The sequence below is a fragment of the Sphingomonas sp. R-74633 genome (assembly GCF_013416555.1).
Classification (GTDB): Bacteria; Pseudomonadota; Alphaproteobacteria; order Sphingomonadales; family Sphingomonadaceae; genus Sphingomonas.
Map to the genome: position 1 here is coordinate 217364 of NZ_JACCFG010000005.1, position 26801 is coordinate 244164.

General features: G+C 67.2%; 23 protein-coding genes. 16 read left to right on the plus strand and 7 right to left on the minus strand.

Translation table 11 applies throughout. The annotated features are described in order from the left end of the window. Positions 1–63 precede the first annotated feature (63 nt). Positions 64–384 carry a hypothetical protein gene (locus HZY97_RS17135; protein WP_180146597.1) on the plus strand — a complete coding sequence of 107 codons (321 nt, stop codon included), beginning with the start codon at positions 64–66 and terminating at the stop codon, positions 382–384. Between the two features lie 92 nt (positions 385–476). Here the strand turns inward: HZY97_RS17135 and HZY97_RS17140 are convergent, their stop codons facing one another. From HZY97_RS17140 to coxB, 3 genes are all read right to left on the minus strand, one after another. After that, entirely contained in the window at positions 477–1358 is an 882-nt protein-coding gene (locus HZY97_RS17140) for an aspartyl protease family protein (protein WP_180146600.1), read from the minus strand. A gap of 167 nt (positions 1359–1525) precedes the next feature. Further along, a complete protein-coding gene (gene ctaD / locus HZY97_RS17145; protein WP_180146603.1) occupies positions 1526–3193 on the minus strand; it encodes a cytochrome c oxidase subunit I in 1668 nt (555 codons plus the stop codon). 4 nt (positions 3194–3197) lie between these two features. Continuing rightward, complete coding sequence (gene coxB, locus HZY97_RS17150) at positions 3198–4295, minus strand: cytochrome c oxidase subunit II (protein WP_180147480.1); 1098 nt, start codon at positions 4293–4295, stop codon at positions 3198–3200. Between the two features lie 160 nt (positions 4296–4455). Between coxB and pyrE the strand changes: the two genes are divergently transcribed. The 8 genes from pyrE to HZY97_RS17190 are packed head-to-tail and all read left to right on the plus strand — an operon-like array spanning position 4456 to position 11212. Then, the gene (gene pyrE, locus HZY97_RS17155; protein WP_218943130.1) at positions 4456–5052 is read left to right on the plus strand and encodes an orotate phosphoribosyltransferase; all 597 of its coding nucleotides are present in this window, start codon (positions 4456–4458) and stop codon (positions 5050–5052) included. 13 nt (positions 5053–5065) lie between these two features. Beyond that, a complete protein-coding gene (locus HZY97_RS17160) occupies positions 5066–5794 on the plus strand; it encodes a pyridoxine 5'-phosphate synthase (protein ID WP_180146610.1) in 729 nt (242 codons plus the stop codon). Continuing rightward, positions 5791–6081 carry a hypothetical protein gene (locus HZY97_RS17165; protein WP_180146613.1) on the plus strand — a complete coding sequence of 97 codons (291 nt, stop codon included), beginning with the start codon at positions 5791–5793 and terminating at the stop codon, positions 6079–6081. The genes HZY97_RS17160 and HZY97_RS17165 overlap by 4 nt, the downstream gene beginning before the upstream one ends. Beyond that, positions 6078–6482 carry a holo-ACP synthase gene (gene acpS / locus HZY97_RS17170; protein ID WP_180146616.1) on the plus strand — a complete coding sequence of 135 codons (405 nt, stop codon included), beginning with the start codon at positions 6078–6080 and terminating at the stop codon, positions 6480–6482. The genes HZY97_RS17165 and acpS overlap by 4 nt, the downstream gene beginning before the upstream one ends. Beyond that, positions 6482–7348, plus strand: coding sequence for a signal peptidase I (gene lepB, locus HZY97_RS17175; RefSeq protein WP_180146619.1), 867 nt, complete (start codon positions 6482–6484; stop codon positions 7346–7348). The genes acpS and lepB overlap by 1 nt, the downstream gene beginning before the upstream one ends. Then, a complete protein-coding gene (locus HZY97_RS17180; RefSeq protein WP_180146624.1) occupies positions 7348–8529 on the plus strand; it encodes an AI-2E family transporter in 1182 nt (393 codons plus the stop codon). The genes lepB and HZY97_RS17180 overlap by 1 nt, the downstream gene beginning before the upstream one ends. Then, positions 8526–9146, plus strand: coding sequence for a maleylacetoacetate isomerase (gene maiA, locus HZY97_RS17185; protein WP_180146628.1), 621 nt, complete (start codon positions 8526–8528; stop codon positions 9144–9146). The genes HZY97_RS17180 and maiA overlap by 4 nt, the downstream gene beginning before the upstream one ends. Then, positions 9143–11212 (plus strand): TonB-dependent receptor, encoded by a 2070-nt coding sequence (locus HZY97_RS17190; RefSeq protein ID WP_373684412.1) that lies wholly within the window; start codon positions 9143–9145, stop codon positions 11210–11212. Before maiA ends, HZY97_RS17190 begins: the two co-directional genes overlap by 4 nt. Here the strand turns inward: HZY97_RS17190 and HZY97_RS17195 are convergent. Then, on the minus strand, positions 11186–12283 hold the full coding sequence (locus HZY97_RS17195) for a glycosyltransferase (protein ID WP_180146631.1): 1098 nt from the start codon (positions 12281–12283) through the stop codon (positions 11186–11188). The two genes, HZY97_RS17190 and HZY97_RS17195, sit on opposite strands and share 27 nt — an antisense overlap. A gap of 193 nt (positions 12284–12476) precedes the next feature. On the opposite strand from HZY97_RS17195, the gene HZY97_RS17200 reads away from it, so the two are divergent. Genes HZY97_RS17200 through HZY97_RS17210 form a run of 3 tightly spaced genes read left to right on the plus strand, consistent with a single transcriptional unit; the run spans position 12477 to position 15134 of the window. Further along, positions 12477–13409, plus strand: a complete 933-nt coding sequence (locus HZY97_RS17200; protein ID WP_180146635.1) for a hypothetical protein — start codon at positions 12477–12479, stop codon at positions 13407–13409. Beyond that, the gene (locus HZY97_RS17205) at positions 13406–13924 is read left to right on the plus strand and encodes a DUF2141 domain-containing protein (RefSeq protein WP_180146638.1); all 519 of its coding nucleotides are present in this window, start codon (positions 13406–13408) and stop codon (positions 13922–13924) included. Before HZY97_RS17200 ends, HZY97_RS17205 begins: the two co-directional genes overlap by 4 nt. Before the next feature lie 13 nt (positions 13925–13937). Next, positions 13938–15134: a glycosyltransferase gene (locus HZY97_RS17210; RefSeq protein WP_180146641.1), complete on the plus strand. Its 1197-nt coding sequence runs from the start codon at positions 13938–13940 to the stop codon at positions 15132–15134. Here HZY97_RS17210 and HZY97_RS17215 read toward each other — a convergent pair. Continuing rightward, positions 15074–16621 (minus strand): glycosyltransferase family 39 protein, encoded by a 1548-nt coding sequence (locus tag HZY97_RS17215; RefSeq protein ID WP_180146645.1) that lies wholly within the window; start codon positions 16619–16621, stop codon positions 15074–15076. The genes HZY97_RS17210 and HZY97_RS17215 overlap by 61 nt on opposite strands. Positions 16622–16784: 163 nt before the next feature. Here HZY97_RS17215 and HZY97_RS17220 point away from each other — a divergent pair, with 163 nt between their 5' ends. Next, positions 16785–18404 carry an alkaline phosphatase gene (locus tag HZY97_RS17220; RefSeq protein WP_180146648.1) on the plus strand — a complete coding sequence of 540 codons (1620 nt, stop codon included), beginning with the start codon at positions 16785–16787 and terminating at the stop codon, positions 18402–18404. Between the two features lie 121 nt (positions 18405–18525). Here the strand turns inward: HZY97_RS17220 and HZY97_RS17225 are convergent, their stop codons facing one another. Continuing rightward, positions 18526–19005: a methylated-DNA--[protein]-cysteine S-methyltransferase gene (locus tag HZY97_RS17225; protein WP_180146650.1), complete on the minus strand. Its 480-nt coding sequence runs from the start codon at positions 19003–19005 to the stop codon at positions 18526–18528. A gap of 70 nt (positions 19006–19075) precedes the next feature. Beyond that, complete coding sequence (gene pepN, locus HZY97_RS17230; RefSeq protein ID WP_180146653.1) at positions 19076–21664, minus strand: aminopeptidase N; 2589 nt, start codon at positions 21662–21664, stop codon at positions 19076–19078. 121 nt (positions 21665–21785) lie between these two features. Here pepN and HZY97_RS17235 point away from each other — a divergent pair, with 121 nt between their 5' ends. Genes HZY97_RS17235 through HZY97_RS17245 form a run of 3 tightly spaced genes read left to right on the plus strand, consistent with a single transcriptional unit; the run spans position 21786 to position 26663 of the window. Further along, positions 21786–23468, plus strand: a complete 1683-nt coding sequence (locus HZY97_RS17235; protein WP_180146657.1) for a M28 family metallopeptidase — start codon at positions 21786–21788, stop codon at positions 23466–23468. Between the two features lies 1 nt (position 23469). Further along, on the plus strand, positions 23470–25041 hold the full coding sequence (locus HZY97_RS17240; protein WP_180146660.1) for a M20/M25/M40 family metallo-hydrolase: 1572 nt from the start codon (positions 23470–23472) through the stop codon (positions 25039–25041). Further along, on the plus strand, positions 25038–26663 hold the full coding sequence (locus HZY97_RS17245) for a M28 family peptidase (protein WP_373684413.1): 1626 nt from the start codon (positions 25038–25040) through the stop codon (positions 26661–26663). Before HZY97_RS17240 ends, HZY97_RS17245 begins: the two co-directional genes overlap by 4 nt. Positions 26664–26801 lie beyond the last annotated feature (138 nt).

The window sequence follows — 26801 nt, forward strand, 5'->3', positions numbered from 1 at the left end:
GCTTTGCCATAGCGGACGGCGTCGGATAGTCTCCCCTGAGAGGGGGCGGATTTGCGATACGCGTTGTTCTATTTCGTCGTCGCGGCCGCAACGCTGTTCCTGGTGCTTGCGCTGTTCGTCTGCATCATCGGCTGGCTGGTGTGGCACAGCGGCCTGGCCTCCTTCTCGATGCGCAAGGATATCGCGCGGATCTGGATTCAGATTCGCACGATGCGGGCTGGGATACTGGCAGGCATCGGGCTTCTTGCCGTGCCGCTGTTGATCAACGGCGCGCTTCGGCTGTTCGTCGGCGTGGATCAGCAGCGCTGGGACGTCGCGTTCGTCGGGGGTGGCATGCTGGCCATCTCCGCCGTGCTGATCACCCTGATTATGCGCAACGCCTGAGGATCGGCGCTCGCGGGGGAGGCGGCACGGTTGCGCCGCCCGGCTTCGTGCGTGTCGCAGGATATGGAGCTAGCGGCGCGCCAGTCCGCCGATCAATGCTTCACTGCCTGGTCGAGCGGGACGGCGGGCCTAGGCGGCACCGGCGGTTTGCCGATCCAGGCGAGCCCACGCGCCAGGTCGAGCGTCACCACCCAGTTGCGCAGGAACGGCATGCCCAGATTGCCGTCCATGATCATGTCGGGCGTGAAGGCATCGGCGGTGGTCGCGCGGATGTTACCCAACACTTCGAAATCGGCGGGCTGCTTGCCTTCGATCTTGGCGTCCATGCCCAGCAGTTCGGCGACCGGCTTGGAGACGAGCACGGTGCCACCATTACCCGAATCGAGTTCGAGCCACAGCGCGCCCTTCCTGGTCGGTACCGCCGCCATCACTGCGAGCGCCGAGCCGTCGAGCTCGCGCTTCAGCCGGATGCGCAGCGGCTGCATCCCGGCGATGCGCGCGGCGCGGCTCGCTTCCGATTCGAGCGTCATCGTCCCGGCGGCGAAATCGAGCGTCACCGTGCGCCCTTCGAACAGGTTCAGCCCGATGATCCCGTCGAGCGCGGCGTCCTTCGGATTGTTCGCGGCCATGTCGATCAGCCCGGTCATTGGCGGCCGGGCAGTGATCCCGCCGACGGTGATCGCAATTGCCTCGCCGCAGTGGGGGCCATCGAAGCGCGTGCCCATCATGTTGTAGCCGGTGGCGCGGCCCCAGGGTTCGCAGCCGGCGCGCATCGCGGTGTCGCGCGAGACCAGGGTGATCCCGGCGCCGGTGTCGAACAGATAGAGTCCCTTCTTGCCGGCGATCTCCGCTTCCAGCGCCCAGCGCGTGCGCCATGGTTTCATCTGGATCACCGCATCGGGTGCGGCCGCCTGCTGCGCTTCGGCGGCAGGTATGGCGAGGGTGAGCGCAAGCGCGCAGAGCAGGAACTTCATCTTGGGCCTCCCTTGGTCCGCAATTCATTTCGGTAGCGCATCTGTCGCTACGATGAACCGGCAGCCAGCCTGCGACCAGGACCGACCTCGGCACGACGAAGCCGGACATGAAAAGCGCCCCGGAAGTTTCCTCCCGGGGCGCTTTTCATTCTGCCTTTCGGCCCAGCTCAGTGGTGATGCCCGTCCTCGATGACCGGCAGCGTCTCGAACTGGTGGAACGGCGGCGGGCTCGACAGCGTCCATTCGAGCGTCGTCGCGCCTTCGCCCCAGGGATTACCCTCGGCCTTGCGGCCGGCGAACAGCGACCAGGCCAGGTTGACGAAGAAGATCAGCATCGAGGCGGCCATGATCATGTAGCCCACGGTCGCGACCATGTTCCAATGCGCATAGGCATCGGGATAGTCGGGATAGCGGCGCGGCATGCCCTGCAGGCCGAGGAAGTGCATCGGGAAGAACATCACGTTCACGCCGATGAAGAAGATCCAGAAGTGCAGCTGGCCGAGCAGCTCGCTGTACATCCGGCCCGACATTTTCGGGAACCAGTAATAGAAGCCGGCGAACAGCGAGAACACCGCGCCGAGCGACAGCACATAGTGGAAGTGCGCGACGACGTAATAGGTGTCCTGCATGTAATCGTCGACGCCACCGTTCGCGAGCACGACGCCGGTCACGCCGCCCACGGTGAACATGAAGATGAAGCCGATCGCCCAGACCATCGGGGTCTTGAAGCTGATCGAGCCGCCCCACATCGTGGCGATCCACGAGAAGATCTTCACGCCGGTCGGCACCGCGATGACCATGGTCGCCGCGGTGAAGTACATCTTGATCGTCACCGACATGCCGGTGGTGAACATGTGGTGCGCCCACACGACGAAGCCGACCAGGCCGATCGCGACCATGGCATAGGCCATGCCGAGATAGCCGAACACAGGCTTGCGGCTGAAGGTGGCGATGATCTGGCTGACGATGCCGAAGCCCGGCAGGATCATGATGTACACTTCGGGGTGGCCGAAGAACCAGAACAGATGCTGGTAGAGCACCGGATCGCCGCCGTACTGCGGATCGTAGAAGGCGGTGCCGAAGTTGCGGTCGGTCAGCAGCATCGTGATCGCCGCGGCGAGCACCGGCAGCGCCAGCAGCAGCAGGAAGGCGGTGATCAGCACCGACCACACGAACAGCGGCATCTTGTGCAGGGTCATGCCCGGCGCGCGCATGTTGAAGATGGTGGTGATGAAGTTGATCGCGCCCAGGATCGAGCTGGCGCCCGCAAGGTGGAGCGACAGGATCGCCATGTCGACCGACGGCCCCGGCTCGCCATAAGTGGAGAGCGGTGCATAAACCGTCCAGCCGGTGCCCGCGCCGATGCCGACGAACGGCGAGGCGAGCAGCAGCAGGAAGGCCGGGATCAGCAGCCAGAACGAGATGTTGTTCATCCGCGGGAACGCCATGTCCGGCGCGCCGATCATGATCGGGACGAACCAGTTGCCGAAGCCGCCGATCATCGCGGGCATGACCATGAAGAACACCATGATCAGGCCGTGCGCGGTGATCAGCACGTTCCAGAAGTGCATCGCGTCATCGAACGAGCCATGCCCGTGCAGCATCGCCAGCCAGGTCGGCAGATACTGGATGCCCGGATGCATCAGCTCTGCGCGCATCAGGCCCGAGATGCCGCCGCCGATGATGCCGGCGAGGATCGCGAAGATCAGATAGAGGGTGCCGATGTCCTTGTGGTTCGTCGACATGAACCACCGGGCGAAGAAGCCCGGCTTGTGATCGGCATCATGGTGGTCATGCGCATGGTCGTCATGCGCGTGGAGGGCGATATCGGTCATGGTCTCACTTGCCCGTCGTGTTGCCGGCGGCGGCGTTGGCGGCCGGCGCGGTCTCGTTGGTGGCAGCCGGTTCGGCGGCGGCATTGGTCGCGGCAGCCGGCGCAGCGGCGTTCTGCGCAGCCTCGGCGGCGGCAGCAGCCGCGACCTCGGCCGGCATCGTGCCGCCCTTCGACTTCACCCACTGGGCGAATTCGGCCGGCGACACGGCTTCCACTGCGATCGGCATATAGGCGTGGCGCGCGCCGCACAGCTCGGAGCACTGGCCGAAATAGAGGCCTGGCTTCTCGATGGTGAAGCTGGTCTCGTTGAGCTTGCCCGGCACAGCGTCGAGCTTGATCCAGAAGGCGGGGACCGCCCAGCTGTGGATCACGTCCTGCGCGGTGGTGACCAGGCGGATCGGCACGCCGACCGGCAGCACGACGCGCGTGTCGGTCGCGAGCAGGCGCGGACCGTCGGCGTCGGTGCGATAGCGCTGGCCGGCCGGGACCTGGCTCTGCTCCTTGAGCATGTTGGCGGTCAGCTGGATGCCGCCATTGTCCGGATATTCATAGCTCCAGAACCACTGGTTGCCGATCGCCTTCAGGGTGATCGCTTCCTTGGGTGCCGGCTTGAACTGCGCGGCGAGCAGGCGGATCGAGGGGACCGCGATCGCGATCAGGATCAGCACCGGCGCGAGCGTCCAGACGATCTCGATCGTCGTGTTGTGCGCCGTCTTCGACGGCGTCTTGTTCCGCGCACGGCTGAAGAAGAACATCACGCCGAGCAGCAGCAGCAGCACGAACACCGAGATCGCAGTGATCAGCGGCACGAGCACCGAATTATGGAACCAGTGCGCCTCGCGCCCGGTCGGCGTTACCTGCTCCTGCAGCCACCACGCGTCGGCGGTCGGCTGGCCGATGCCGGGAACCGCCTTGGTCAGCGGCTTGCCATTGGCATCGAGCGTGGGATCGGCAACGGCCGGCGTAGCGGCCGCAGCCGGGGCCGGAGCGGCCGTGCTGGCGGCCGGGGCCGCAGTGTTGGTCACAGGCTCCTGGGCCGAAGCCGGCATCGCAAACGCCAGCCCCGCTGCCAGGAGAGTCGAAGTCAACCCAAGCATGCGCATCGTCAATTTTCACCCTGTTCCGCGAGAGCCCCGGGCTGGGAAAGGATTACCCCCAGTGCAACTGGCGTATACGAGGCGCGCATCCATTCTCAACCCTTTTTGATCGGGCGTTGCGGTCGATAGGCGCTGGTCCTAAGGGAAAACGACGATCCCGAAGACGATGGAGCACACCTTGGAAGGCAATGCAGTTCTGGACGAGTTTCGTGCTGCAGGTGCGTTGCTCGAAGGCCATTTCATTCTCTCTTCGGGTCTTCGCTCGCCCATCTTCTTGCAAAAGATGCGTATTTTCGAAGACCCCGCGCGTACTGAACGTGTGTGCAGTGCACTAGGAAAGCTGATTCGCGAGGCATTCGGTGAAGTCGACATCGTCGTCTCGCCAGCGATCGGCGGAATCATCCCCGGCTATGAAACCGCGCGCGCTCTCGGCTGCAAGGCGGTGTTCGTCGAGCGCGAGGAGGGCGAGTTCCAGCTGCGCCGCGGCTTCGAGATTCCCGAAGGCGCCCGGGTCGTGATGGTCGAGGACATCGTCACCACCGGGCTTTCGTCGCGCGAATGCATCGCCGCGATCCGCAAGCATCCGGGCGAGTTGCTCGGCGCCGCCTGCATCGTCGATCGTTCGAACGGCAGCGCCGATGTCGGCGTGCCGCTGGTCTCGCTGCTCAAGATGGATGTGCCGGCCTATCCGGCCGACCAGCTCCCGCCCGAGCTCGCCGCGATTCCCGCGACCAAGCCCGGCAGCCGGGCGATCATCGCATAAGGAGGCGCGAAGGGTGACCGGCAAGCTCCGCCTGGGCGTGAACATCGATCACGTCGCCACCGTGCGCAACGCGCGCGGCTCGGGCTATCCCGATCCGGTCCGCGCGGCTTTGCTCGCAGTCGAGGCCGGCGCCGACGGCATCACCGCGCATCTGCGCGAAGACCGCCGCCACATCACCGACGAGGATATCGCCCGGCTGGTCGACGAGCTCACCGTCCCGCTCAATCTCGAAATGGCGGCGACCGAGGAGATGCTGGCGATCGCGCTGCGTCACCGCCCGCATGCGGTGTGCATCGTTCCCGAGAAGCGCGAGGAGCGCACCACCGAGGGCGGGCTCGACGCCGCCGGGCTGCACAATCACCTCGCGCCGATGGTCGAGAAGCTGCGCGAGAATGGCAGCCGCGTCTCGCTGTTCATCGAGCCCGACGCGCGCCAGATCGACGCCGCACTGCGCCTCGGCGCGCCGGTCGTCGAACTCCACACCGGCCGCTATTGCGAGCTGGAAGAGCAGGCGCGCGAAACCGAGCTCAAGCGCATCGCCGATGCCGCCGCGCTGGCGGTCAAGGCCGGGCTCGAGCCGCATGCCGGCCACGGCCTGACCTTCGACAATGTCATTCCGATCGCCGCGATCCCGCAGATCATGGAACTCAACATCGGCCATTTCCTGATCGGCGAGGCGATCTTCGACGGGCTCGCGCCGGTCATCCAGCGGATGCGCGCGCTGATGGACGAAGCCCGGTGAAGCCGGCGGCGCTGGCTGTCGTCGCCGCGACCAGCACCTGTCTGGTGACGCTCGTGAGCCTCGCGCCGGTGCGGATGCTGCTCAGCAAGATCGACACCGAAGTCCTTGCGATCTGGGACCGGGTTTTCCTCGAGATGTCGCTGCCGCGCCTTGGTGTCGGCCTGGCGACGGTCTTTGGCGGGGCCTGCCTCCATGGGCGCAGGCCGAGGCTGGGCCTGGCCCTGGTTATCGTCGCGCCCTTGCTCGTGCTCGTCGCACATCTTCTTCTGCTGGCATTCAACCTATGATCCTCGGCCTCGGCTCCGACCTCTGCAATATCGAGCGCATCCAGGCCTCGCTGGACCGTTTCGGCACACGTTTCGAGCAGCGCAGCTTCACCGAGCTGGAGGTCGCCAAGGCGAAGACCCGCCCGCACAATTACGCCGCCACCCTCGCCAAGCGCTTCGCCGCCAAGGAGGCCTTCTCCAAGGCAGTGGGAACCGGGTTCAAGGCGGGCGTGTTCATGAAGGACATCGGCGTCGTCAATGCGCCATCGGGGGCACCTACCTTGGCTTTGACTGGCGGCGCGAAGGCGAGGCTTGACGCCATCACCCCCGAGGGTCACGTCGCCAAGGTGCATCTGACGCTGACGGACGATCATCCCTGGGCGTTCGCCATGGTAATGATCGAGGCGGTGAAGGAAGGTTGATGGCGGCGGACGAGTTGGCACTCGGTCACGAAGCCTATGAGGAAGAGGCCCGCCCGCGCACCGACTGGTGGGCGGAGGCGCGCGGCATCCTCTGGCTCGTGCTCGCCGTGCTCGGCTTCCACAGCCTGATCGCCAAGCCCTTCTTCATTCCTAGCGAATCGATGCTGCCCGGCCTGCTCGTCGGCGACCGGCTGGTCGTCACCAAATATCCCTATGGCTTCAGCTGGGTGACCCCGACCTTTCACGTCCTGCCGCATATGCCCGGCCGCATCCTCGGCAAGCTGCCGGAGCGCGGCGACGTGGTGATCGTCACGCCGCCCGGTACCAACACTGACTATATCAAGCGCGTGATGGGCCTGCCCGGCGACACGATCGGCGTGCGCGGCGGCATCGTCTATCTGAACGGCAAGGCGGTCCCGCGGCGTGCGATGGAAGATCGCTACATCCCCGTCGATGCCAATAGCCGCTGCGACCCCGCGCAATATCCCGGCTTCCTCGTCACGCGCGGCGGCAAGCAGTTTTGCCGCCTGCCGATCTTCCGCGAGACGCTGCCCAATGGCCGCTCCTACGACACGGTCGACCTCGGCTTCCGGCCGGGCCGCGGCGACAATTACCCCGAGATCCGCGTGCCCCAGGGCAAGGTGTTCCTGATGGGCGACAATCGCGACAATTCGGCCGACAGCCGCTTCCCGCTCAGTCAGAACGGCCTTGGCGGTCCGGTGCCGTGGGAGAATATCGGCGGCCGCGCCGAGTTCATCACCTTCAGCCTCGACGGCAGCGCCAGCTGGAACCCGCTGAGCTGGCCGCAAAGCTTCCGCCCCGGCCGCGCCGGCACCACGCTCCATCCGCAACGGGATAGCCAGTGATGAGTGATCCGCTCGCCTCCGACAAGATCCAGGTCGTCCAGGAGCCGGGACCGAACGAGCTGCGCGATCCGATGGTCCGCGCCGAGATCAAGAAGGCGAGCGTGTGGTTCGGCATGGCGATCGCGGTGGCGCTGATCGTGCTGCTGATCCAGCCACTGCTGATCATCTTCGGCGGCCTCGTCTTCGCCTCGATGCTAGACGGCGGCGCGCGCCTGCTCGGGCGCATCCTGCCGATCCCGCGCACGCTCCGGATCGTCATCGTCATCCTGCTGGTGATCGCCTTCTTCGGCGGCATCTTCTATTTGACCGGCGTCCAGATCTCGGCCCAGGCCGAGCAGCTGCGCCACACGCTCGAGGTACAGGCCAATAAGGTCGCCGCCTGGGTTGCCGAGCTCGGGCTGATGCCAGGCCGCTCCGACCTGACCGGGCTGATCCAGCAGGCGCTGGGGTCGGTCGGCAAGCTCACCGTGGCGGTCGGCTCGGCGATCGGCGCGGTCTCCAGCTTCCTGATGATCGTCATCATCGGCCTGTTCGTGGCGCTTGAGCCGCGCATCTATGAGCGCGGGCTGCAATGGCTGGTGCCCAGCGACGCGCGCGACCAGTTCGCGCTGACCATCGGCCGGATGGCGACGACGATGCGCCGCCTGCTCGCCGGCCGCCTGCTCGGCATGCTGGTCGAGGGCGTGCTGATCTGGTTCTTCCTGATGATCGCCGGCGTTCCGATGGCGCTGCTGCTCGGCATCATCACCGGCGTGCTAGCCTTCATCCCCAATATCGGCGCCTTCGTCTCGGGCGTGATGATGGTCACCGTCGGCTTCAGCGCCGGGCAGGATACCGGCATCTGGGCGATCATCATCTATTTCGGCGTGCAGAATTTCGACGGCTATGTCGTGATCCCGATGGTCGCCCGGCGCACCGTCGACATGCCGCCGGCGCTCACGCTTTCATCGCAGATCCTCGCCTCCACCTTGTTCGGCGTGCTCGGGCTGGCGCTTGCCGATCCGATCGTCGCGATGATCAAGGTCGCGCTGGAGAGCGAAGCCGAGCGTGCCGCGCGTGCCTCCTCTCCCGAACATGGGCCGCGCCCCAAATGGCGCGCGCGGCTGCGCAAGGGCTATGAGCAGGACGCGCCGGCGCAGCTCGATCCGCCCCATTTCGATCCACCAACAGGCGCGGCATGATCCTCTACGACTATTTCCGCTCCTCAGCGGCGTACCGCGTCCGCATCGCGCTCAACCTCAAGGGCCTCGCCTATGAGAGCCGCGACGTGAAGCTGCTCGAGAACCAGCAGCGCAGCGCCGCCAACCTTGCCCGCAATCCGCAAGGGTTGGTGCCCTCGCTCGAAGTGGGCGGCAAGGTGATCACCCAGAGTCTGGCGATCATCGAGTGGCTCGATGCGCAGCATCCCGAGCCGCGGCTGATCCCTGCCGCTCCAGACGCCCGCGCCGCCGCGATTGCCCGCGCGCTCGTCGTTGCGGCGGACATCCACCCGCTCAACAATTTGCGGGTGATGCGGCGGCTGAAGGAAATGGGCGTCGACGAAGACGGCCGCAACGAATGGACGCGGCACTGGATCGCGGAGGGCTTCACAGCGTTGGAGGCGATGGCCGGAGACGGTACGTTCCTTGGCGGTGACGCCCCCGGTATCGCTGACCTCTTCCTGGTGCCCCAGATGTACAACGCCCGCCGCTTCGACACGCCGCTCACCAACTTCCCCCGGCTCGTCGCGATCGACGCGGCCGCTACCCGGCTGCCGGCCTTCGCCGCCGCCCACCCCGACGCCGTGGCGCCCAAGTGAGGCTGGCCGGGCTGGCGGCGGGCCTGCTGCTCGCCGCTCCCGCCTTCGCGCAGGACCAGCAAGCGGATCAGGGTGACGACGCCCAGATCGTCGTCACCGGCCGCGGGCTCGAAGCTCCGCCGGGCGATGCCGCCTATGACGTGGTGACGATCGGCCGCGACCGCATCGCCGGCACCGCCAGCGGCAGGCTCGAGGACGCGCTGCGCGATGCCGCCGGGCTCGCCCAGTTCCGCCGCTCCGATTCGCGCTCGGCGCACCCGACTTCGCAGGGCGTTACCCTGCGCGGCCTTGGCGGCAACGCGTCGAGCCGCGCGCTGCTGCTGCTCGACGGCGTACCCCAGGCCGATCCGTTCGGCGGCTGGGTCGCCTTCCCCGCCTATCTGCCGAATCGCCTCGCCGGGGCCCGCGTCGTCCGGGGCGGCGGCAGCGGCTATGCCGGTCCGGGCGCGCTCGCCGGCACGATCGAGCTGGAGAGCGGCGTCCCGGCGCAGCTCGGCAGCCTCGATCTCGACGCGCTCTACGGCAGCCGCAACAGCATCGACCTCTCGGGCGTCGGCGCGGCGAACCTGGGCAAGGGCTTCGTCACACTTGCCGGCCAATATGCCCGGGGCGATGGCTTCACGCCGATCGTCGAGGCGAATCGCGGTCCGGTAGATCGGCCCGCGCCCTATGAGCAGGCCGCCGTCGCGATCCGCGCCGTCACCGATCTCGGCGGCGATACCGAGCTCCAGGCCAATCTCTCGGCCTTCACCGATCACCGCGACCGGGGCGTCGATTTCACCCAGGTGAAGAGCGAAGGCGCCGATGCCAGCCTGCGCCTGGTCGGGCGCGGAAAATGGGGCTGGTCGGCGCTCGCCTATCTCCAGACACGCGGCTTCGCCTCGGGTTTTGCCAGCGTCAACGACATGCGCACCACCGTCGCGCCGACGCTCAACCAATATGCCGTGCCCGCCACCGGCATCGGCGCGCGCCTCGAGATCGCCCCACCGGTCGGCGGCGGCGTCACGCTTCGCCTCGGCAGCGACCTGCGCCGTGTCTCGGGCCAGACCGAGGAACTGTTCACCTATGCCGCCGGCAACCCCACGCGCCGCCGGGTCGCGGGCGGCGAGAGCCTGACGCTCGGCGGGTTCGCCGATGCCAGCTATGAAAGCGGCCCGCTGACGCTCAGCCTGGGCGGCCGGCTCGACCATTGGGACATCACCAATGGGTCGCTGCACGAGACCTCGCTCGCGCCCGGCCCGGTGCTCACCGACAGCCGCTTCCCCGATCGCCATGGCTGGGAAGCCACCGGTCGCGCCGGCGCGGCGTACCGGCTGGGCAGTGTGACGCTGCGCACGGCTGCTTACACAGGCTGGCGCCTGCCGACGCTCAACGAGCTTTACCGCCCGTTTCGCGTCGGCGCCGACGCGACCGCCGCCAATGCCGCGCTCGATCCGGAGCGGCTGACCGGTGCCGAGATCGGTGCGGACTGGCGCCCCGCGCCGTCGCTGACCTTCCGCGCCACCGGCTATTGGAACCGCCTGACCGGCGCGATCGCCAATGTGACGATCGCGCAGGGGCCGGGCACCTTCCCCGGTGTCGGCGTGGTCTCGGCAGCGGGCTTTTATCGCCAGCGCCAGAATCTCGACGCGGTCACGGCGAAGGGTGTCGAGCTCGACGGCAGCTGGAGCGCAGGCGACCTGCGCCTCGCTGCTTCCTATGCCTTCACCGATTCGCGCGTCTGGGCCTTGGGCATTTCGGCGCCGCTCGACGGGCTGCGCCCCGCGCAGACCGCGAAGCACCAGGCCAGCGCCACGCTCGGCTGGGCGCACGCCGACGCCGGCGCCTCGCTCACCGCGCGCTATGCCGGCCCGCAGTTCGAGGACGACCAGAACACGCGTGTGCTGAAGGGGGCCTTCACCCTCGACGCCACCGCCGCGCTGCCGCTCACCCGCAGCTTCGCGCTCCAGGCGCGCGCCGAGAATATCTTCGATGCCGAGGTGCAGGCGGGAGTCAGCGGTCCCGGCGTGATCGAGCGCGCCATGCCGCGGACGCTGTGGCTAGGGGCGCGTCTGCGCCTGCGCTAGCCGGTCGAACAGCGCGAGATATTCGGCGATCGGATTGCCCGCCGCCGCCACCGGCGCGGGGCGCTCTGCATCGGCGCTTAACCAATGGTCGAGCGCTGCGACCAGCCCGTCTGCATCTTCGCGGGCGATCACCGTGCCCAGTTCGGGCGCATGGACGATCTCGCGCACCGCCACGCTCGATTCGGTCGAGACCACCGGCGTCCCGACCGACAGCGCCTCGCGCAGCACGCCGGGCACGCCTTCATAGTCCGAGGTCAGCACCGCCACCGCCGCGCCGCGGATCGCGGGCAGCGGGTCGCCGGCATGGCCGGGCATTGTCACGCGGTCGCCGAGCCCCACGGCCGCGACCTGCGCCTCCAGCGCCGCCCGCGCGCCACCTTCGCCGAGCAGGAGGAGTTTCACTTCCGGGTCCGCCAGCCGGGGCAGGGCGGCGAGCAGCCGGTCCCAGCGCTTCTGCGGCTCGAGCCGGCCGACCCCGATCAGATAGCGCCCCTCCGGCACCGCCACCGGCGCCGCGCCGGCGATCGAAGCGGCGGGCGGATTTGCGATCACGCTCACTCGCTCGGGCGGCATCCGCATCTCCGCCACCGCCTCCGCCGCCATCGCCGGCGTCATCGCCACGACATGGTCGAGGAACAGCGGATGCAGCCGCAGCCAGCGCCGATAGCGCCACGCTGCGCCGGGCGAGAGCTCGGGACGGACCAGTGCGTTGGAGACCTTGCCGACGATCGGCGGGCATTTCCGCCCCAGCTTGAGCCGGGTCGCCGCCGCGATCCCGCTATAGTGGTTGCCGGCGCAGAAGATCAGGTCGGGCGTCGCCGCCCGCACATGGCTGGCCAGCGACAGCAGCGCCGAATAACGCGCATCGCCCAGCTCGATCAGGTTGATGCCGTCGGGGATCTCGGCGGCCAGCGGACCCTCGCGCGAACCCAGCACCAAGGTCACCCGGCGCCCCTCGCGCAGCCAGCCCGCGGCCATGCGCAGCATCGCCCGCTCCACCCCGCCGCCCTGCAGTCGCTGGGCATAGGTGAGGATGTGTTGTGCCGTTTTGTTTTGGGTGCAGTGCAACATAAGCCCTTGCGGATTGCCACTCTTAGGCCCAAATCGCCCCCGCAATAAACCGCATTCTGCTGTCACCAGCCATTTTCGCGTTGGCGTGATCTGGGGGGCTGAACGCCGCAAAGCGCGGGTAATATGCTGAAATCGCTCGAATTCTCGGGCTGCGGAATATGATTCGGTGAATGAACCAGGTCTGGAGGCTTCGGTGAACACGAGCGTTGTCGAGGCCGGCCCCCTCCCGGGCGCGCCCGACCTTGCGGGTCTGGAGCCCGTCGAAAAGATCAAGCGTCGCTGGCCGGCTATCGTCGGCGGCGCGCTGACTCTCCTCATGATCGTGGCGCTGGGCCGCGAGCTGTTCGGCTCGGGGCTGGCAGGCCTGTATCGCAACCTGCCGACCAACCCGCTCTTCTATCTGGTCTTCGCGCTCTATTATGTGGGCCCGCCGACCTTCGACTATGTCATCTTCAAGCGCCTCTGGCAGATCCCGCTCGCCGGGCTCGCCGCGCTCCACAAGAAGCGCATCTCGAACGAAGTGCTGTTCGGCTATTCGGGCGAGGCCTATTTCTACGCCTGGGCGCGGCAGCGCACCCAGATGGTCGCGGCGCCCTTTGGCGCCGTGAAGGACGTTATGATCCTGTCGGCAATCGCCGGCAATGCGATCACGCTGATCATGATGATCGTCGGCCTGCCGCTCTATCTCGGGCTGGTGCCGCCGGCGTGGAAGCTCGCCGTGATCGGCTCGGTCGCGGTGCTGGTGCTGATGTCGGTGCCGTTCCTGATCTTCTCCAAGCGTGTCTTCTCGTTGCCCCGCCGCGAGCTGTGGTGGGTGTTCCTCGTCCACTGCGCGCGCATCGTCACCGGCTCGCTGCTCGTCTCGATCGCCTGGCATCTGGCGATGCCGAACGTCTCGATCGGCGTGTGGCTGATGATGGCCGCCGGCCGCCTGCTCGTCTGGCGCCTGCCGCTGGTGCCGAGCAAGGAAGCCGCCTTTGCCGCGATCACCAGCGTGGTGATCGGCCAGGGCTCGGCCATGTCCGAACTGATGGCGCTGATCGCCGGCCTCACGCTTCTTGCGCACGTCGCGCTGATCGGGGGCTTCAGCGTCCAGGCCCTGCTCACGAGGAACAAGCAGCAATGATCCGTCCCCTGATCGCAGCCGCCGCCACGGCGCTCGCCCTGGCCGCGACGCCTGCCGCCGCGCAGCAGGACCCGGTCGACGGCAATTGCGCCACCCGTGCGGGCGTGTCGCTCTACGTCAACGTCGCCGGTCTCAAGGACCGCACCGGCCGGCTGAAGCTCGAGCTTTACCCGCCCAACGAGGAAGACTTCCTGCGCGACGACACATCGCTCAAGAAGGAGAACAAGCCGTTCCGCCGGATCTGGGCGACGGTGCCGCAATCGGGCCCGGTGCGCCTCTGCATCCGCGCGCCCTATGCCGGCACCTGGGCGGTGCTGTTCACGCATGACCGTGACGGCAAGAACAAGTTCAACTTCTGGGAAGACGGCGCCGGGTTCCCCAGCAATCAGAAGCTCGGCCGCAGCCGTCCCAAGGTGCGCCAGGCGCTGGTCAATGTCGGCGCCGGTGGTGGACAGATCACGATCAAGGCCCAATATCTGCGCGGCCTGGGCGGCTTTGGTCCGCTCGACGACTAAAGGGGCGCGACCCATGCGCATCGTCGACGTCAACGAGTTCTACTCGCCCACGGGCGGAGGTGTGCGCACCTATCTCGATCGCAAGATGGGGATCATGGCCGATATGGGCCATGAGCTGATCGTCATCGCCCCCGCGCTGCAGAACTCGATCGAGGAGCGCCCGGGCGGCGGCAAGATCTATTGGGTCAAGGCGCCGCCGCTGGTGCTCGACCGCAATTACGGCATCTTCGTCCTCGACGAGCCGATCTGGAACCTGCTCGACGAATTGAAGCCCGATATCGTCGAGTGCAGCTCGCCCTGGCGCCCGGCCTGGACCGTGGCCAAATGGCAGGGCGACGCGGTGAAAGTCTTCTTCGCGCATGGCGACCAGATCGGTGCCTATCCGCAGCGCTGGCTGGATAGCGTGGCCACGCCGATCCAGGTCGAGCAGGCTTTTGCCTGGTACACGCGCTACATGAACGACTTCCTCAAATATTATGATGCGCTGGTCACCAACGGCCCGGCGCTCGCCAAGCGCTTCCGGCGCCGGGGGATGCATGTCGATGCGTCGATGCCGCTGGGGATCGAGCGCAACTGGTTCTCGCCCGACCTGCGCGACGAAAAGCTGCGCGTGGCGCTGCTCGCGCAGCTCGGCCTGCCGCCCGAGGGGCATTTGCTGCTCGGCCTCGGCCGGCACCACAAGGAAAAGCGCTGGCCGCTGGTGATCGACGCAGTCGAGGCGGCGGCGAACGACTTGCCCGTCGGCCTGATGCTGATCGGCGACGGCCCGCAGCGCGGCGCTCTCGAGCAGCGCATCGCCGGTAGCCCGCACATCAAGATCTTCCGCCCGGTCTATGACCGCGTCCGCTTCTCGCGGATCATGGCGAGCTGCGATGCGCTGATCCATGGATCGGACGCCGAGCCCTTCGGCCTGGTCGCATCCGAAGCGCTCGCCTCGGGCCTGCCGCTGATCGGGCCCGACGAGGGCGGGTTCGCCGAGATCGCCGAACCGCTGTTCGCCGAGACCTATCGCGCGCGCGATACCTATTCGGCCGCCGACGCGATCCGCCGGATGTTTGCCCGCGAGCCGACCTTGCTGCGCAACGCTGCGCGCAACGCCGCTGCCCGGGTGCGCAGCGATGCCGACCACGCCGCCGAGCTGATGGCCTATTATGAAGGCCTGCTGGAAGCCAAGCGCGGTGGCGCGTTGCGGGCCGCGGGCAACTCGTAGACCGAGATGAACAGGTCGCCGAGCGGCCAGCGGCCGCGCAGGCGATAGCCCATCTCGGCCATGTGCTTCACCGTCAGCCGATGTGCTTCCATCCGCTCACCGAAATAGGTCGGGCGCATCACCACGATCTCGGGCTTCTGCGCGAAGATGCGGTCGATCTCCTCGAGCTGGTCGACGCCCAGCGCGCCATTTTCGCGCTCGCGCGACAAGTGGCTCGGAAAGATCCACGGCGTCAGCGCGCAGCGATTGGTATAGCTGTAGAGGATCGCGTTGCCCGAATAGACGTACATGCAGCCGCTGCCATGGCCGATGCCGTCGGCGAGCGCGTCGAGCTGCTCGGCATTGCCGCGGTGCCACATCGCGCTCCAAGCGGTATATTCGCCGCCGCCGCATGCCGCGAGCAGCATCGCCGGGCCCAGCCATTTCCGGCCGAACTCGGTGCCGCCCAGATAGCCGGCGCAGCACAGGCTCGCCGGCAGCAGCACCGGCAGCGCGTAATGGTTGAACCAGCTGCCGAACACGAGCAGCCCGATCACGGCGGCGATCAGCCAGCCGAACAGCAAGGCGCGCACCGGGTGCTCGCTTTGGTCCTTCACCGGCACATGGCGCGACAGGCCCGATACGATCAGCAGCACGCCCAGGATCAGCGCGACCTTCAGGAATGCGCGCAGCAGCACCATCGGCGGGTCGCTCAACCGATCGACGATCGAGCCGAAATTGGCGTAGAACCACGCATCGCCGTGCCCGAGCAGGATGAACACCGCCCAGGCAACGAAGGTCGGCAGCCACACGGCCGAAGCCCATAGGCAGCCGCGGCGCAGGATGTGCACCGTGCTGGTGCCGAGCTTGACCTCGCGCCAGATCAGCCACAGGCCGAGGAACATCGCCTCGAACACCACCGAATATTTCACCTGCATCGCCACGCCGACGATCAGCATCGCGAACATCGCGCGCTGGACACGGGCGTGGTCGTCGCTGCGATCCTTGGGGCTCGGCACGACGAGCAGCACGGCCCAGGCCATCAGCAGATTGTAGAACACCGGCGCCTGACCGCCCTGGCCATCGGCGAAGTTGATCATGAACAGATAGAGCAGGGCGGCGACCAGCCCGCCGCGTCCCCAGCCGGCCTTTTCGGCCAGCCGCAGGATCAGCAGCGCGGTGCCGACCACCGCGGCCAGCGCCATCGCCTGGTAGATCCAGATCCCTGCCGGCACGCCGAAGGCGGCGGGCAGTAGATAGATCAGGAACAGCCCGACCGGCTTGCGGTCCCACACGTCGACGAAAGGCACCGCGCCGTGGAGCATCTGCTGCGCCGTGACGAAATAGAATTCCTCGTCGACATGGACGACGGGATTTCCAAAGGTCAGCGCGCGCACGACCACGGCGGCGAACAGCAGGATCGACCAGCGCGGCAACATCGCAATCGCAGCGGTCAGATCGGTCAGGCGAGTCGTCCGGCTCCCCAGCACTTCGGACTTGCTTGCCATCAGGAGCGCAAAGCTCCGGGCAGGTGGTAATGCGGCATCTGTTTCGACAAGGCCTTGTTGCGTGCGACTGGCGGCGTGCTTAGCCTCCGGCGAGCCCGCTGTCACGAACTCGACACGAGGCGGCGGCAAGGCTTGCGGCGAAATAGCTTGGGAACGCCTCGAAATGACACTGCGCATCGATCGCCGCTCGCTTCTGCTCACCGGTACCCTGGGTCTTGGCGCGCTGGCCATCCCCGGATTCGCGCTGGCCCAGGCGCTGGCCACCGGCTTCACCCATTCGGTGGCGAGCGGCGAGCCGGGCCCGGATACGATGCTGCTATGGACGCGCTACGTCCCCGTCAGCGGCGGCGCGGTGAAGCTCAAGGCCGAGATTTCGACCACGGCGGACTTCACCAGGATCGTCTCGGGCGGCGAGCAGATCACCGGCCCGTGGCGCGATCACACCGCTAAGATCACGGTCGAAGGCCTCGCGCCCGGCACGCGCTATTTCTACCGCTTCGTCGCGCCCGATGGCAGCTTCTCGCCGGTCGGCCAGACGAAGACGCTTCCGCAGGGCAACACCGCGAAGTTCGGCATTGCGATCTTCTCCTGCTCGAACCTGCCCTATGGCTATTTCAATGCCTATGGCCATGCCGCCACCCGCGCGGACATCGACCTGTGGGTCCATCTTGGCGACTATCTCTACGAATATGCCAAGGGCGGCTATGCGCCGGCCGGCGGCGCGGTCGATGGCCGCTGGCCCGAGCCGGCGGGCGAGATGATCCATCTCGCCGATTACCGCCTGCGCTATGGCAGCTACCGCTCGGATCCCGACCTGCAGGAGCTCCACCGCTTGAAGCCGATGATCATCCAGATGGATGATCACGAGAGCGCCAACAACAGCCGCGAGATGAGCGCGCAGAACAACCAGCCCGGCGAAGCCGACTGGAATGATCGCAAGGCGGCGGCGCTCCAGGCGTTCAAGGAATGGATGCCGGTCTCCGAAACGCCGTGGGGCAGCTACGACATTGGCGGCCTCGCCACGCTGTTCCGCACCGAGAGCCGCCTCCTCTACCGCAGCGACGAGCCCGAGCTCGGCCCGCTGCTCAAATCCGCCGACGCGCAAAAGGCGCTGATCGATTTTCGTGACGGCGCGCTCCAGGACAAGGCACGCACGATGCTCGGCACCGAGCAGGAGGCCTGGCTCGGCCACGCGCTGAAAAAGTCGGTGCGCGCGGGCCAGAAGTGGCAGGTGGTCGGCTTCGGCACGATCATGGGCAACCAGCGCATGCCCGAAAATGCGATGGACTGGATCAAGCCTGACGCCTCGGCCGGCACCAAGGCCTATGTCCAGGCCGGGGTGATGGCGAGCAAGCTCGGCCTGCCCTCGGATCTCGACAATTGGGGCGGCTTCCCGGCGGCGCGTGCGCGCTTCCTCAAGTCCGCCCAAGCCGCCGGCGCGAACCTTCTCGTCATCTGCGGCGACAGCCACAATGCCTGGGCATTCGACCTGGGGCAGGACGGCAAGCCTGCCGGCGTCGAGTTCGCCGGGCACAGCGTCTCCTCGCCGGGCTATGAGAACGGCACCAGCACCGATCCCAAGGTGATCGCCGCCGCGCTCGTCGCGACCAATCCCGAGCTCAAATGGTGCGACACCAGCCGCCGCGGCTATATGGCGCTGACATTGACGCCCGAAAAGGCGAGCAACGACTGGGTGATGATGGACACGATCACCCAGCGCACGACCAAGGCGAGCGTGGGCCATACCGCCGTGGTAACGCGCGGCCGGAATGTGATGGCCTGACGAACTCGTCACCTCGGCCTTGTGCCGGGGTCCACCGGGAGGCGAGCTTGGAGCAAGAAGCTCTGGGCCAGTATTCACGGCACAGTGGACCCCGGCACAAGGCCGGGGTGACGGTTATGATCTAACCCCGCTCCAGCCCCAACAGATACGCCTTCGCCTCAAGCCCGCCGGCGAACCCGGTCAGCTTGCCCGTCGATCCGATCACCCGGTGACACGGCGCCACGATCGAGATCGGGTTGCGGCCATTGGCGGCACCCACTGCGCGCGAGGCGGTCGGCCGGCCGAGCTTCATCGCGATCTCGCTGTACGAGCGCGTCTCGCCAAACGGGATCACGAGCAGCTGCGCCCACACGCTTTTCTGGAAATCGGTCCCGCGGAAATCGAGCGGCAGATCGAAGCGCGTCCGCGTGCCGGCGAAATACTCGCCCAGCTGCGCCTCGGCGGCGAGCAGCACCGGATGGTCTCCATCTTCGGCGAGGTCGCCCAGCCGCACGCGATCGGGCGAGTCATTCTCCCACAGGATCGCAACGACTCCGCGATCGCTCGCGACAAGCGTGAGTTCGCCGACGGGCGAGGACATGGTCTTGGTCGACAGGGTCATCGGGTTTCTCCTTGTCCCCGATATGGCCCGGAGAGCGGAGAACTACTTCCCGGGCCTTGTCGTCAAAGCGTCAGTCCAGCGACTTCGACGCCTGCTCGAACATGTCCTTGCTCAGCCCCGGTGCCGCGACGATCCGCTCGAGCTCCGCGCGCATCTTGGCGGCGCGCGCCGCGTCGAAGCGCTTCCAGCGGCCGAGCGGCGGCACCAGCTTGGCGGCGGTCTGCGGGTTCAGGCGATCCAAAGCGATCAGCTGGTCCGCGACGAAGCGATAGCCGCGGCCCGAAATGTCGTGGAACGCGCGCTGGTTGACGCTGAACGCGCCGATCAGCGAACGCGCGCGGTTCGGGTTGGCCAGCGTGAAGTCCTTGTGCGCCGCCAGTGCCTCGACCGCCTGCGCCGCATCGTCGCGCGACGACAGCGCCTGGGTCTGGAACCACTTGTCGAGCACCAGCGCATTGCCGTGGTAGCGCTGGTAGAAGGCCGACAGCGCCGCCTCGCGCTTGTCCGAGGCGCCGTTGACCAGCGTGGTCAGCGCGCCCTGGCGATCGGTCATGTTGTCCGCCGCCTCGAACTGGCCATAAGCGAGTTCCGCCGCATCCGCCGCGCCGCTCGCCGCGATATAGCCGAGCGACACCGTCTTCACCCGCCGCGCGCCCTTGGCCGCCGGCGAATATTCGAAGCGGTTGGCCTGCGCCCCGTCATAGGCCGCGCGCCACTCGCCCTCGAGCGCCTTGCCCAGATCCGCGCGCAGCGCCTCGCGCGCCGCGAAGATCGCGTCGGGATCGACCACCGCCATCTGGTCGCCGACAAAGCTGTCCGACGGCAGCAGCACCGCCTCGGCGACGAACGCCGGGTCGAGCGCGCTGTCGGTCAGCGTGTTGCGCACCGCTTCGATCGCGGCGGCGTGCTCGCCCTTGCCGCTCGCCACCGCGGCGACCAGCGTGTCGAGCATCAGCTGCTGCATCGCCTCGTAGCGGGCGAAGGGATCGTCATCATGCGCCGAGAGGAAGGCGAGGTCCTTGGCCGTCCGGTTGGTCTCGACGATCACCGGCGCGGAGAAGCCGCGGTTGATCGACAGCACCGGCGCCTCGGAGAGATTCTCGAAGACGATCTCCTGGCTCGCGTCCTTGAGCAGCACCAGCTGCTCGTCGCACATCGGCCGCCCGGTAAAGCCACCGAACAGCTTGATCTTGAGCGGGAGCACCATCGGCTCCTTGACCGGCTGGCCCGGCGTCGGCGGCACGGTCTGCGCGAGCGTCAGGCGGGCACGGCCGCCTTCCTGGGCCAGGTTCGCCGAGACACGCGGCGTGCCCGCCTGGCTGTACCAGCGGCGGAACTGCTGCAGGTCCACCCCGCCGGCTTCTTCCATGCACTGGACGAAATCCTCGCACGTCGCAGCCGTCCCATCGAACCGGTCGAAATAGAGATCGGTCGCCGCGCGGAATTTGTCGGGGCCGAGGATGGTCGACATCATCCGGATTACTTCGGCGCCCTTGTTGTAGATGGTCGCCGTGTAGAAGTTCGAGATCTCGATATATTCGTCCGGGCGCACCGGATGCGCGAGCGGGCCGCTGTCCTCGGGGAACTGGCTCGCGCGCAGGCCGCGCACATCCTCGATCCGCTTGACCGCCTTGCTGCCCTGGTCGCCCGAAAAGCTCTGGTCGCGGAAGACGGTGAAGCCTTCCTTCAAGCTGAGCTGGAACCAGTCGCGGCAGGTCACGCGATTGCCCGACCAGTTGTGGAAATACTCATGCGCCACCACTGCGGCGATCGCGTCGTAATCATAATCGGTGGCGGTATCGGGATCGGCGAGGATGTAGCGGCTGTTGAACACGTTCAGCCCCTTGTTCTCCATCGCGCCGAAATTGAAATCGTCCACCGCGACGATGTTGAACACGTCGAGGTCGTACTCGCGGCCATAAACGCTCTCGTCCCACGCCATCGACAGCTTGAGCGCGTGCAGCGCGTGATCGGTCTTGGGCAGGTCGCCTTCACGCACCCAGATGCCGAGATCGACCTTGCGGCCGCTCATCGTGGTGAAGACGCCCTTGTTGGCGACGAGGTCGCCGGCGACCAGCGCGAACAGATAGCTCGGCTTGGGGAAGGGGTCGTGCCACTCGGCCCAGTGCTTGCCGCCCTCGGCCTCCCCCTGCGCGATCGGATCGCCATTCGCCAGCAGCACCGGGAAGCGCGCCTTGTCGCCCGTCATCCGCACCTTGTACTTCGAGAGCACGTCGGGCCGGTCGGGGAAGAAGGTGATGCGGCGAAAGCCCTCGGCCTCGCACTGGGTGCAGAGCATGCCGCTCGAGGCATAGAGCCCCTGGAGCTGCGTGTTGCGCTCGGGTGCGATTGTCACGACCGTCTCGATCTCGTGCGCGCCGCCGCCGAGCGGGATGACCAGGTTCGGCCCGTCCATGCTCCAGCCCTGCGCCTCGGCGCCGTCGACCTTGACGCTCTCCGCCGCCAGCCCGTCGCCGTTCAGCACCAGCGGCCGGTCGTGCGCGCCGTTGCGCTCCACCTTCAGCGTGGCGCGAACCCGCGTCGCGGTCGGATCGAGGTCGAAGTCGAGCGCGATCTCGGGGACCATCCAGTCGGGCGCGCGATAATCTTCGCGGCGGGTGATGTGCGGGGTCTGCGGTGCGGTGCGTGCGTCTGCCATGATGCCTCGGATATAGGGGCAAGCGCGAAGCCCGCCACCTCGAAAATCTGCCAGCTTGCGCCTGCGCCAAGCCGTGCTACCGGTGCGATATACCGAGTTCTCGCCGAGAGGTTCCCCCATCATGATCCGTTCCACCACGCCGCTGGCCCTTGCGCTGATGCTGGCGATGCCCGCCTATGCCCAGGACGTTTCGGCTCCGGCCCCCGCGCCGACTCCGAGCGCCGCCGCGCGCAATGCCATCGTCAACGCCGAGCTTCCCGCCGACCAGGCCGCGCTCAAGAGCCATGTCATGTTCCTCGCGTCGGACGCGATGAAGGGCCGCGAGGCCGGCAGCCCCGAATTCAACATCGCCGCGCAATATGTCGCGTCGCAATTCTATGCCGCGGGGCTGAAGCCGGCCGGCGATGACGGCGGCTTTCTCCAGAGCGTGCCGCTGATCAGCTACAAGCTCGACTCGGGCACGCTGGCGCTCACCGCCAAGAGCGGCCCGGTCACGCTCGAGGCCGGCAAGGACTTCATCGTCGGCGCCAATCCCGAAACCCCCGATTTCACGCTCACCGCGCCCGTGGTGTTCGTCGGCTATGGCATCGTCGGCCAGGGCCGCGACGATTATAAGGGCGTCAATGTGAAGGGTAAGATCGTCGCCTATTTCGGCGGCGCGCCCGAGAGCTTTCCCGGAGAGATCGGCGCGCATTTCTCCAACCCGGCGTCCAAGGCGGAGATCGCCGCCAGGCACGGCGCCGTCGGCACGATCACGCTCGAATCGCCGCGCACCGCCAAGACGCGGCCGTTCGCCTTCTATGCCGGCTATGCCACCCGCGCCCGCTTCACCTGGGGTAACCCGAACGGCACCGGCCATATCTCGGCGCCGGGCACGCCGGGCCTCGGCATGATCAGCATGGCGGGCGGCGAGAAGCTGTTCGCCGGCGCGAAGCAGAAATGGGCAGCGGTGCTGAAGGCCGCCGAGGCCGACAACGCCGTGTTCAAGGCCGAGGCGCTGCCGGTCACCGTCACCGTCGCCGCCAAGACCGCGCTCACCCCGGTGCAGAGCTATAATGTCGCCGGCATGATCCCCGGCACCGATCCGACGCTGTCGAAGGAAATCGTCGTCCTCTCCGCGCATCTCGATCACATCGGCGTCGGCCGCCCGGACAAGACCGGCGACACGATCAACAACGGTGCGCTCGACGACGCGGTCGGCATCGCCTCGCTGATCGAGGAAGCCAAGCGCTTCAAGGGTGCGGAGACCAAGCCGCGCCGCTCGATCCTGTTCCTTGCGGTCACCGCCGAGGAGAAGGGCCTGATCGGCTCGGACTATTTCGCCAACCATCCGACCGTGCCGGCCGAGGCGATCGTCGCCGACGTCAATCTCGACATGCCGATCATCACCTACAAGTTCCAGGACGTGGTGGTGTACGGCGCTACCCACTCGACGCTCGGCCCGATCGTCGAGCGCGCCGGCAAGGCGATCGGCGTGCCGCTGTCCGACGATCCGCTGCCCGGCGAGAACATCTTCGTCCGCTCGGACCATTACAACTTCGTCCGCAAGGGCGTGCCCTCGGTCTTCCTGTGGCCGGGTGCCGGCGGCCCGGGCCGCGCGGCGATCGATGACTTCATGAAGAACCATTATCACCAGCCCTCGGACGAGGTCGGCCAGCTGCCGGCGATCGACTGGGAATCGGGTGTTCGCTTCGTCGATGTGAACTACCGGATCGCGCGCGAGATCGCCGATGGCGACCAGCGCCCGCTGTGGAACAAGGGCGACTTCTTCGGCACCACCTATAACGGCCCGGGAGCCAAGTAAGATGAAGCGCGCACTCCTCCTCGCCGCGACGTTGCTCGCGGCAACCCCGGCCTTTGCCCAGGATCTCAGCCAGGATGCGGCGGCGCTCAAGGCGCATGTCCAGTTCCTCGCCTCCGATGCGATGAAGGGCCGCGACACCGGCAGCCCCGAGCTGACCATCGCCGAGCAATATGTCGCCGCGCAGATGCTCGCCGCCGGCCTCAAGCCCGCGGGCGTGGACGGCACCTGGCTCCAGCCGGTGCCGCTGGTCGCGTACAAGTCGGCCGATCACGGCACGCTGTCGCTCACGCGCGGCGGGGTCGAAACCCCGCTCGTCTGGGGCAAGGACTATCTCGCCCGCGCGGTGCCCTCGAACCCCAAGGTCGCGGTCTCCGGCCCGGTCGTCTTCGCCGGCTATGGCAGCGAGGCCGAATATAAGGGGTTGAACACCAAGGGTGCGATCGTCGCCGTGCTGCGCGATTCGCCGCACGACCTGCCCAGCGACATCCGCGCGCATTCGTCGCAGCCCGATCAGCAGGCGGCGGTCGCGGCGCGGCACGGTGCGGTCGGCGTGATCCTGATCGAAGGCAATGCCCGCCACGCGATCTTCCCGTTCGCCGCGAGCGTCGGCTATGCGCAGGGCGAGGCGATGACCTGGCAGGGCTCCGAAGCCGGCGCCGGCGCGCCGCCCTTCACCTATCTGGGCTTTGACGGCGCGGCCAAGCTGTTCGCCGGCTCCAAGATCCAATGGGACGCGGTCCTCGCCGCCGACAAGGCCGACAAGAAGCTGCCGACCGGCGCGCTCGGCGTCACTGCCACCGGCACCGCCAACACTGCGATCCGCACGCTCAGCACCAACAATGTCGCCGGCATGCTGCCGGGCACCGACAAGAGCGGCGAATATGTCGTGATCTCCGCCCATCTCGACCATGTCGGCGTCGGCCGGCCCGATGCGAAGGGCGACACCATCTATAACGGCGCGATGGACAATGCCGTCGGCACTGCCTCGATGCTCGAAGTCGCCAAGCGCTTCCAGGCATCGGGCAAGGCGCCGCGCCGCTCGATGCTGTTCGTCGCGGTTACGGCAGAGGAAAAGGGCCTGGTCGGCTCCGAATATTTCGCCGCCAACCCGACCGTGCCCAAGGGATCGATCGTCGCCGACGTCAATCTCGACATGCCGATCCTCACCTATGACTTCGTCGATCTCGTCGCCTTTGGTGCGGACCGCTCGACGCTCGGCAAGCTGGTCGAGGCGGCCGCGGCGGCCGAAGGCGTCAAGCTCGTCCCCGATCCCACGCCCGAGGAGGCCTCGTTCGTCCGCTCGGACCATTACAGCTTCGTCAAGGCGGGCATCCCCGCGGTTTCGCTCGACATCGGTCCGGGCGGCCCGGGTGCGGCGGCGTCGAAGGAGTTCCTCGACAAGCATTATCACCAGCCCTCGGACGAAGTCGGCCTGATCGACTGGAAGCAGGGGCTGCGCTTCGTCAGCCTCAACTATGCGATCGCCCGCGCGGTCGCCGATGCCGATGACAAGCCGGTATGGAACAAGGGCGACTTCTTCGGCGCGCTCTACAAGGGGCCGATGGCGAAGTGAGTCTTCGCACGTTTCTCGCTGCGGCAGCGCTGTTCGCGGCGCCGCTTGCCTTCGCGCAGACGGCGCCCGCCCAGCTTCCGCCCGAACAGGCGGCGCTCAAGGCGCATGTCCAGTTCCTCGCCTCCGATGCCCTGCGCGGGCGCGAGGCGGGGACGCGCGACTATGACGTGGCGGCCGAATATGTCGCGTCGGAAATGCTCCGGCTCGGTCTCCAGCCCGGCGCCGAGGGCAATAGCTGGTTCCAGCCGTTCAAGCTGATCGGCTACAAGCCCGCCGAGAAGGCCAAGTGGAGCCTGGTGCGCGGATCGGCCGAGATCCCGCTCCAGTTCGGCATCGATTTCGTCAACACGCCCGCGCCGGCCACGCCCGATTTCAAGGCCGAAGGCGGGATCGTCTTCGCCGGCTACGGCATCGTCTATCCCGAGGGGAAGCGCGACGATTTCAAGGGGCTCGACGTCAAGGGCAAGATCGTCGCGATCCTCGCCGGCGTGCCCAAGGGGCTGCCCAACGCAGTCGAGGCGCATTTCAGCGACGACGAGCAAAAGGCGCTGATCGCCCAGCAAAAGGGCGCGGTCGCGGTGATCGTGCTCGAGACGCTGGCGCAGCGCGAGCAATTCCCGTTCGAGACCTTCGCCAGCTTCTACGATTATGAGCGCAGCGGCTGGGCGCGGCCCGATGGCACGGCCTTTGCGACGGCAGCCGGCGCGCCGCCGGTCGGCTATATCGGCGCGGCGGGTGCGGAGAAGCTGTTCCAGGGCTCGAAGATCAAATGGGCCGAAGTGCTCGCCGCCGAGCGCAAGGCGACGCGGGTGCCCACCGGCGCGCTGGTCGGCACGCTCAAGGTCGCCAGCAAGACCAAGATCGTCACCCAGATGACGCGCAGCGTGGTCGGGCTGATTCCCGGTTCCGATCCGACGCTCAAGGATCAGTATGTCGTCCTCTCGGCGCATCTCGACCATGTCGGCATCGGCGATCCGGTGAATGGCGACCGCATCTATAACGGCGCGATGGACAATGCGATCGGCGTCTCGACGATGCTCGAAGTCGCGCGCAAGTTCATCGCCTCGGGCGAGCGGCCGAAGCGCTCGATGCTGTTCGTGGCACTTGCGGCGGAGGAGAAGGGGCTGATCGGCTCGGACTATTTCGCGCATTATCCGCCGGTCCCGAAGGACAAGCTCGTTGCCGACGTCAACATGGACATGCCGATCCTCACCTATCCGCTGGTCGACCTTGTCGCGCTGGGCGGCGAGCGCTCGAGCCTCGGCCCGGTGATCGCAGCGGCGGCGGCGAGCGAGGGGCTGAAGATCGTCCCCGATCCTGCGCCCGAGGAGATGTTCTTCGTCCGCTCGGATCACTACAGCTTCGTCAAGTCGGGCGTGCCCGCGGTGTCGCTCGATACCGGGCCGGGCGGCGAGGGCGCGGTCGCGCAGAAGAAGTTCCTCGCCGAAAATTACCACAAGCCCTCGGACCAGATCGACCTGCCGTTCAACTGGGACTCGGCGGCCAAGTATATGCGCGTCAACTACGCCGTCGCCCGCGCGCTCACCGACGCCCCCGAGCGGCCGCGCTGGAACAAGGGCGACTTCTTCGGGGTGCAGTTCGGAGGCTATGGGGCGGAGTGAACCTTGCTCCCCTCCCTGGAAGGGAGGGGCTGGGGGTGGGTGGACGCACGCGATGCGGTGGCCGCCACACGAGTGGCCTCAGTATCGCCCGGACGCGACCCACCCCTCGATCCCCCCCCTTCCAGGGAGGGGAAGCTA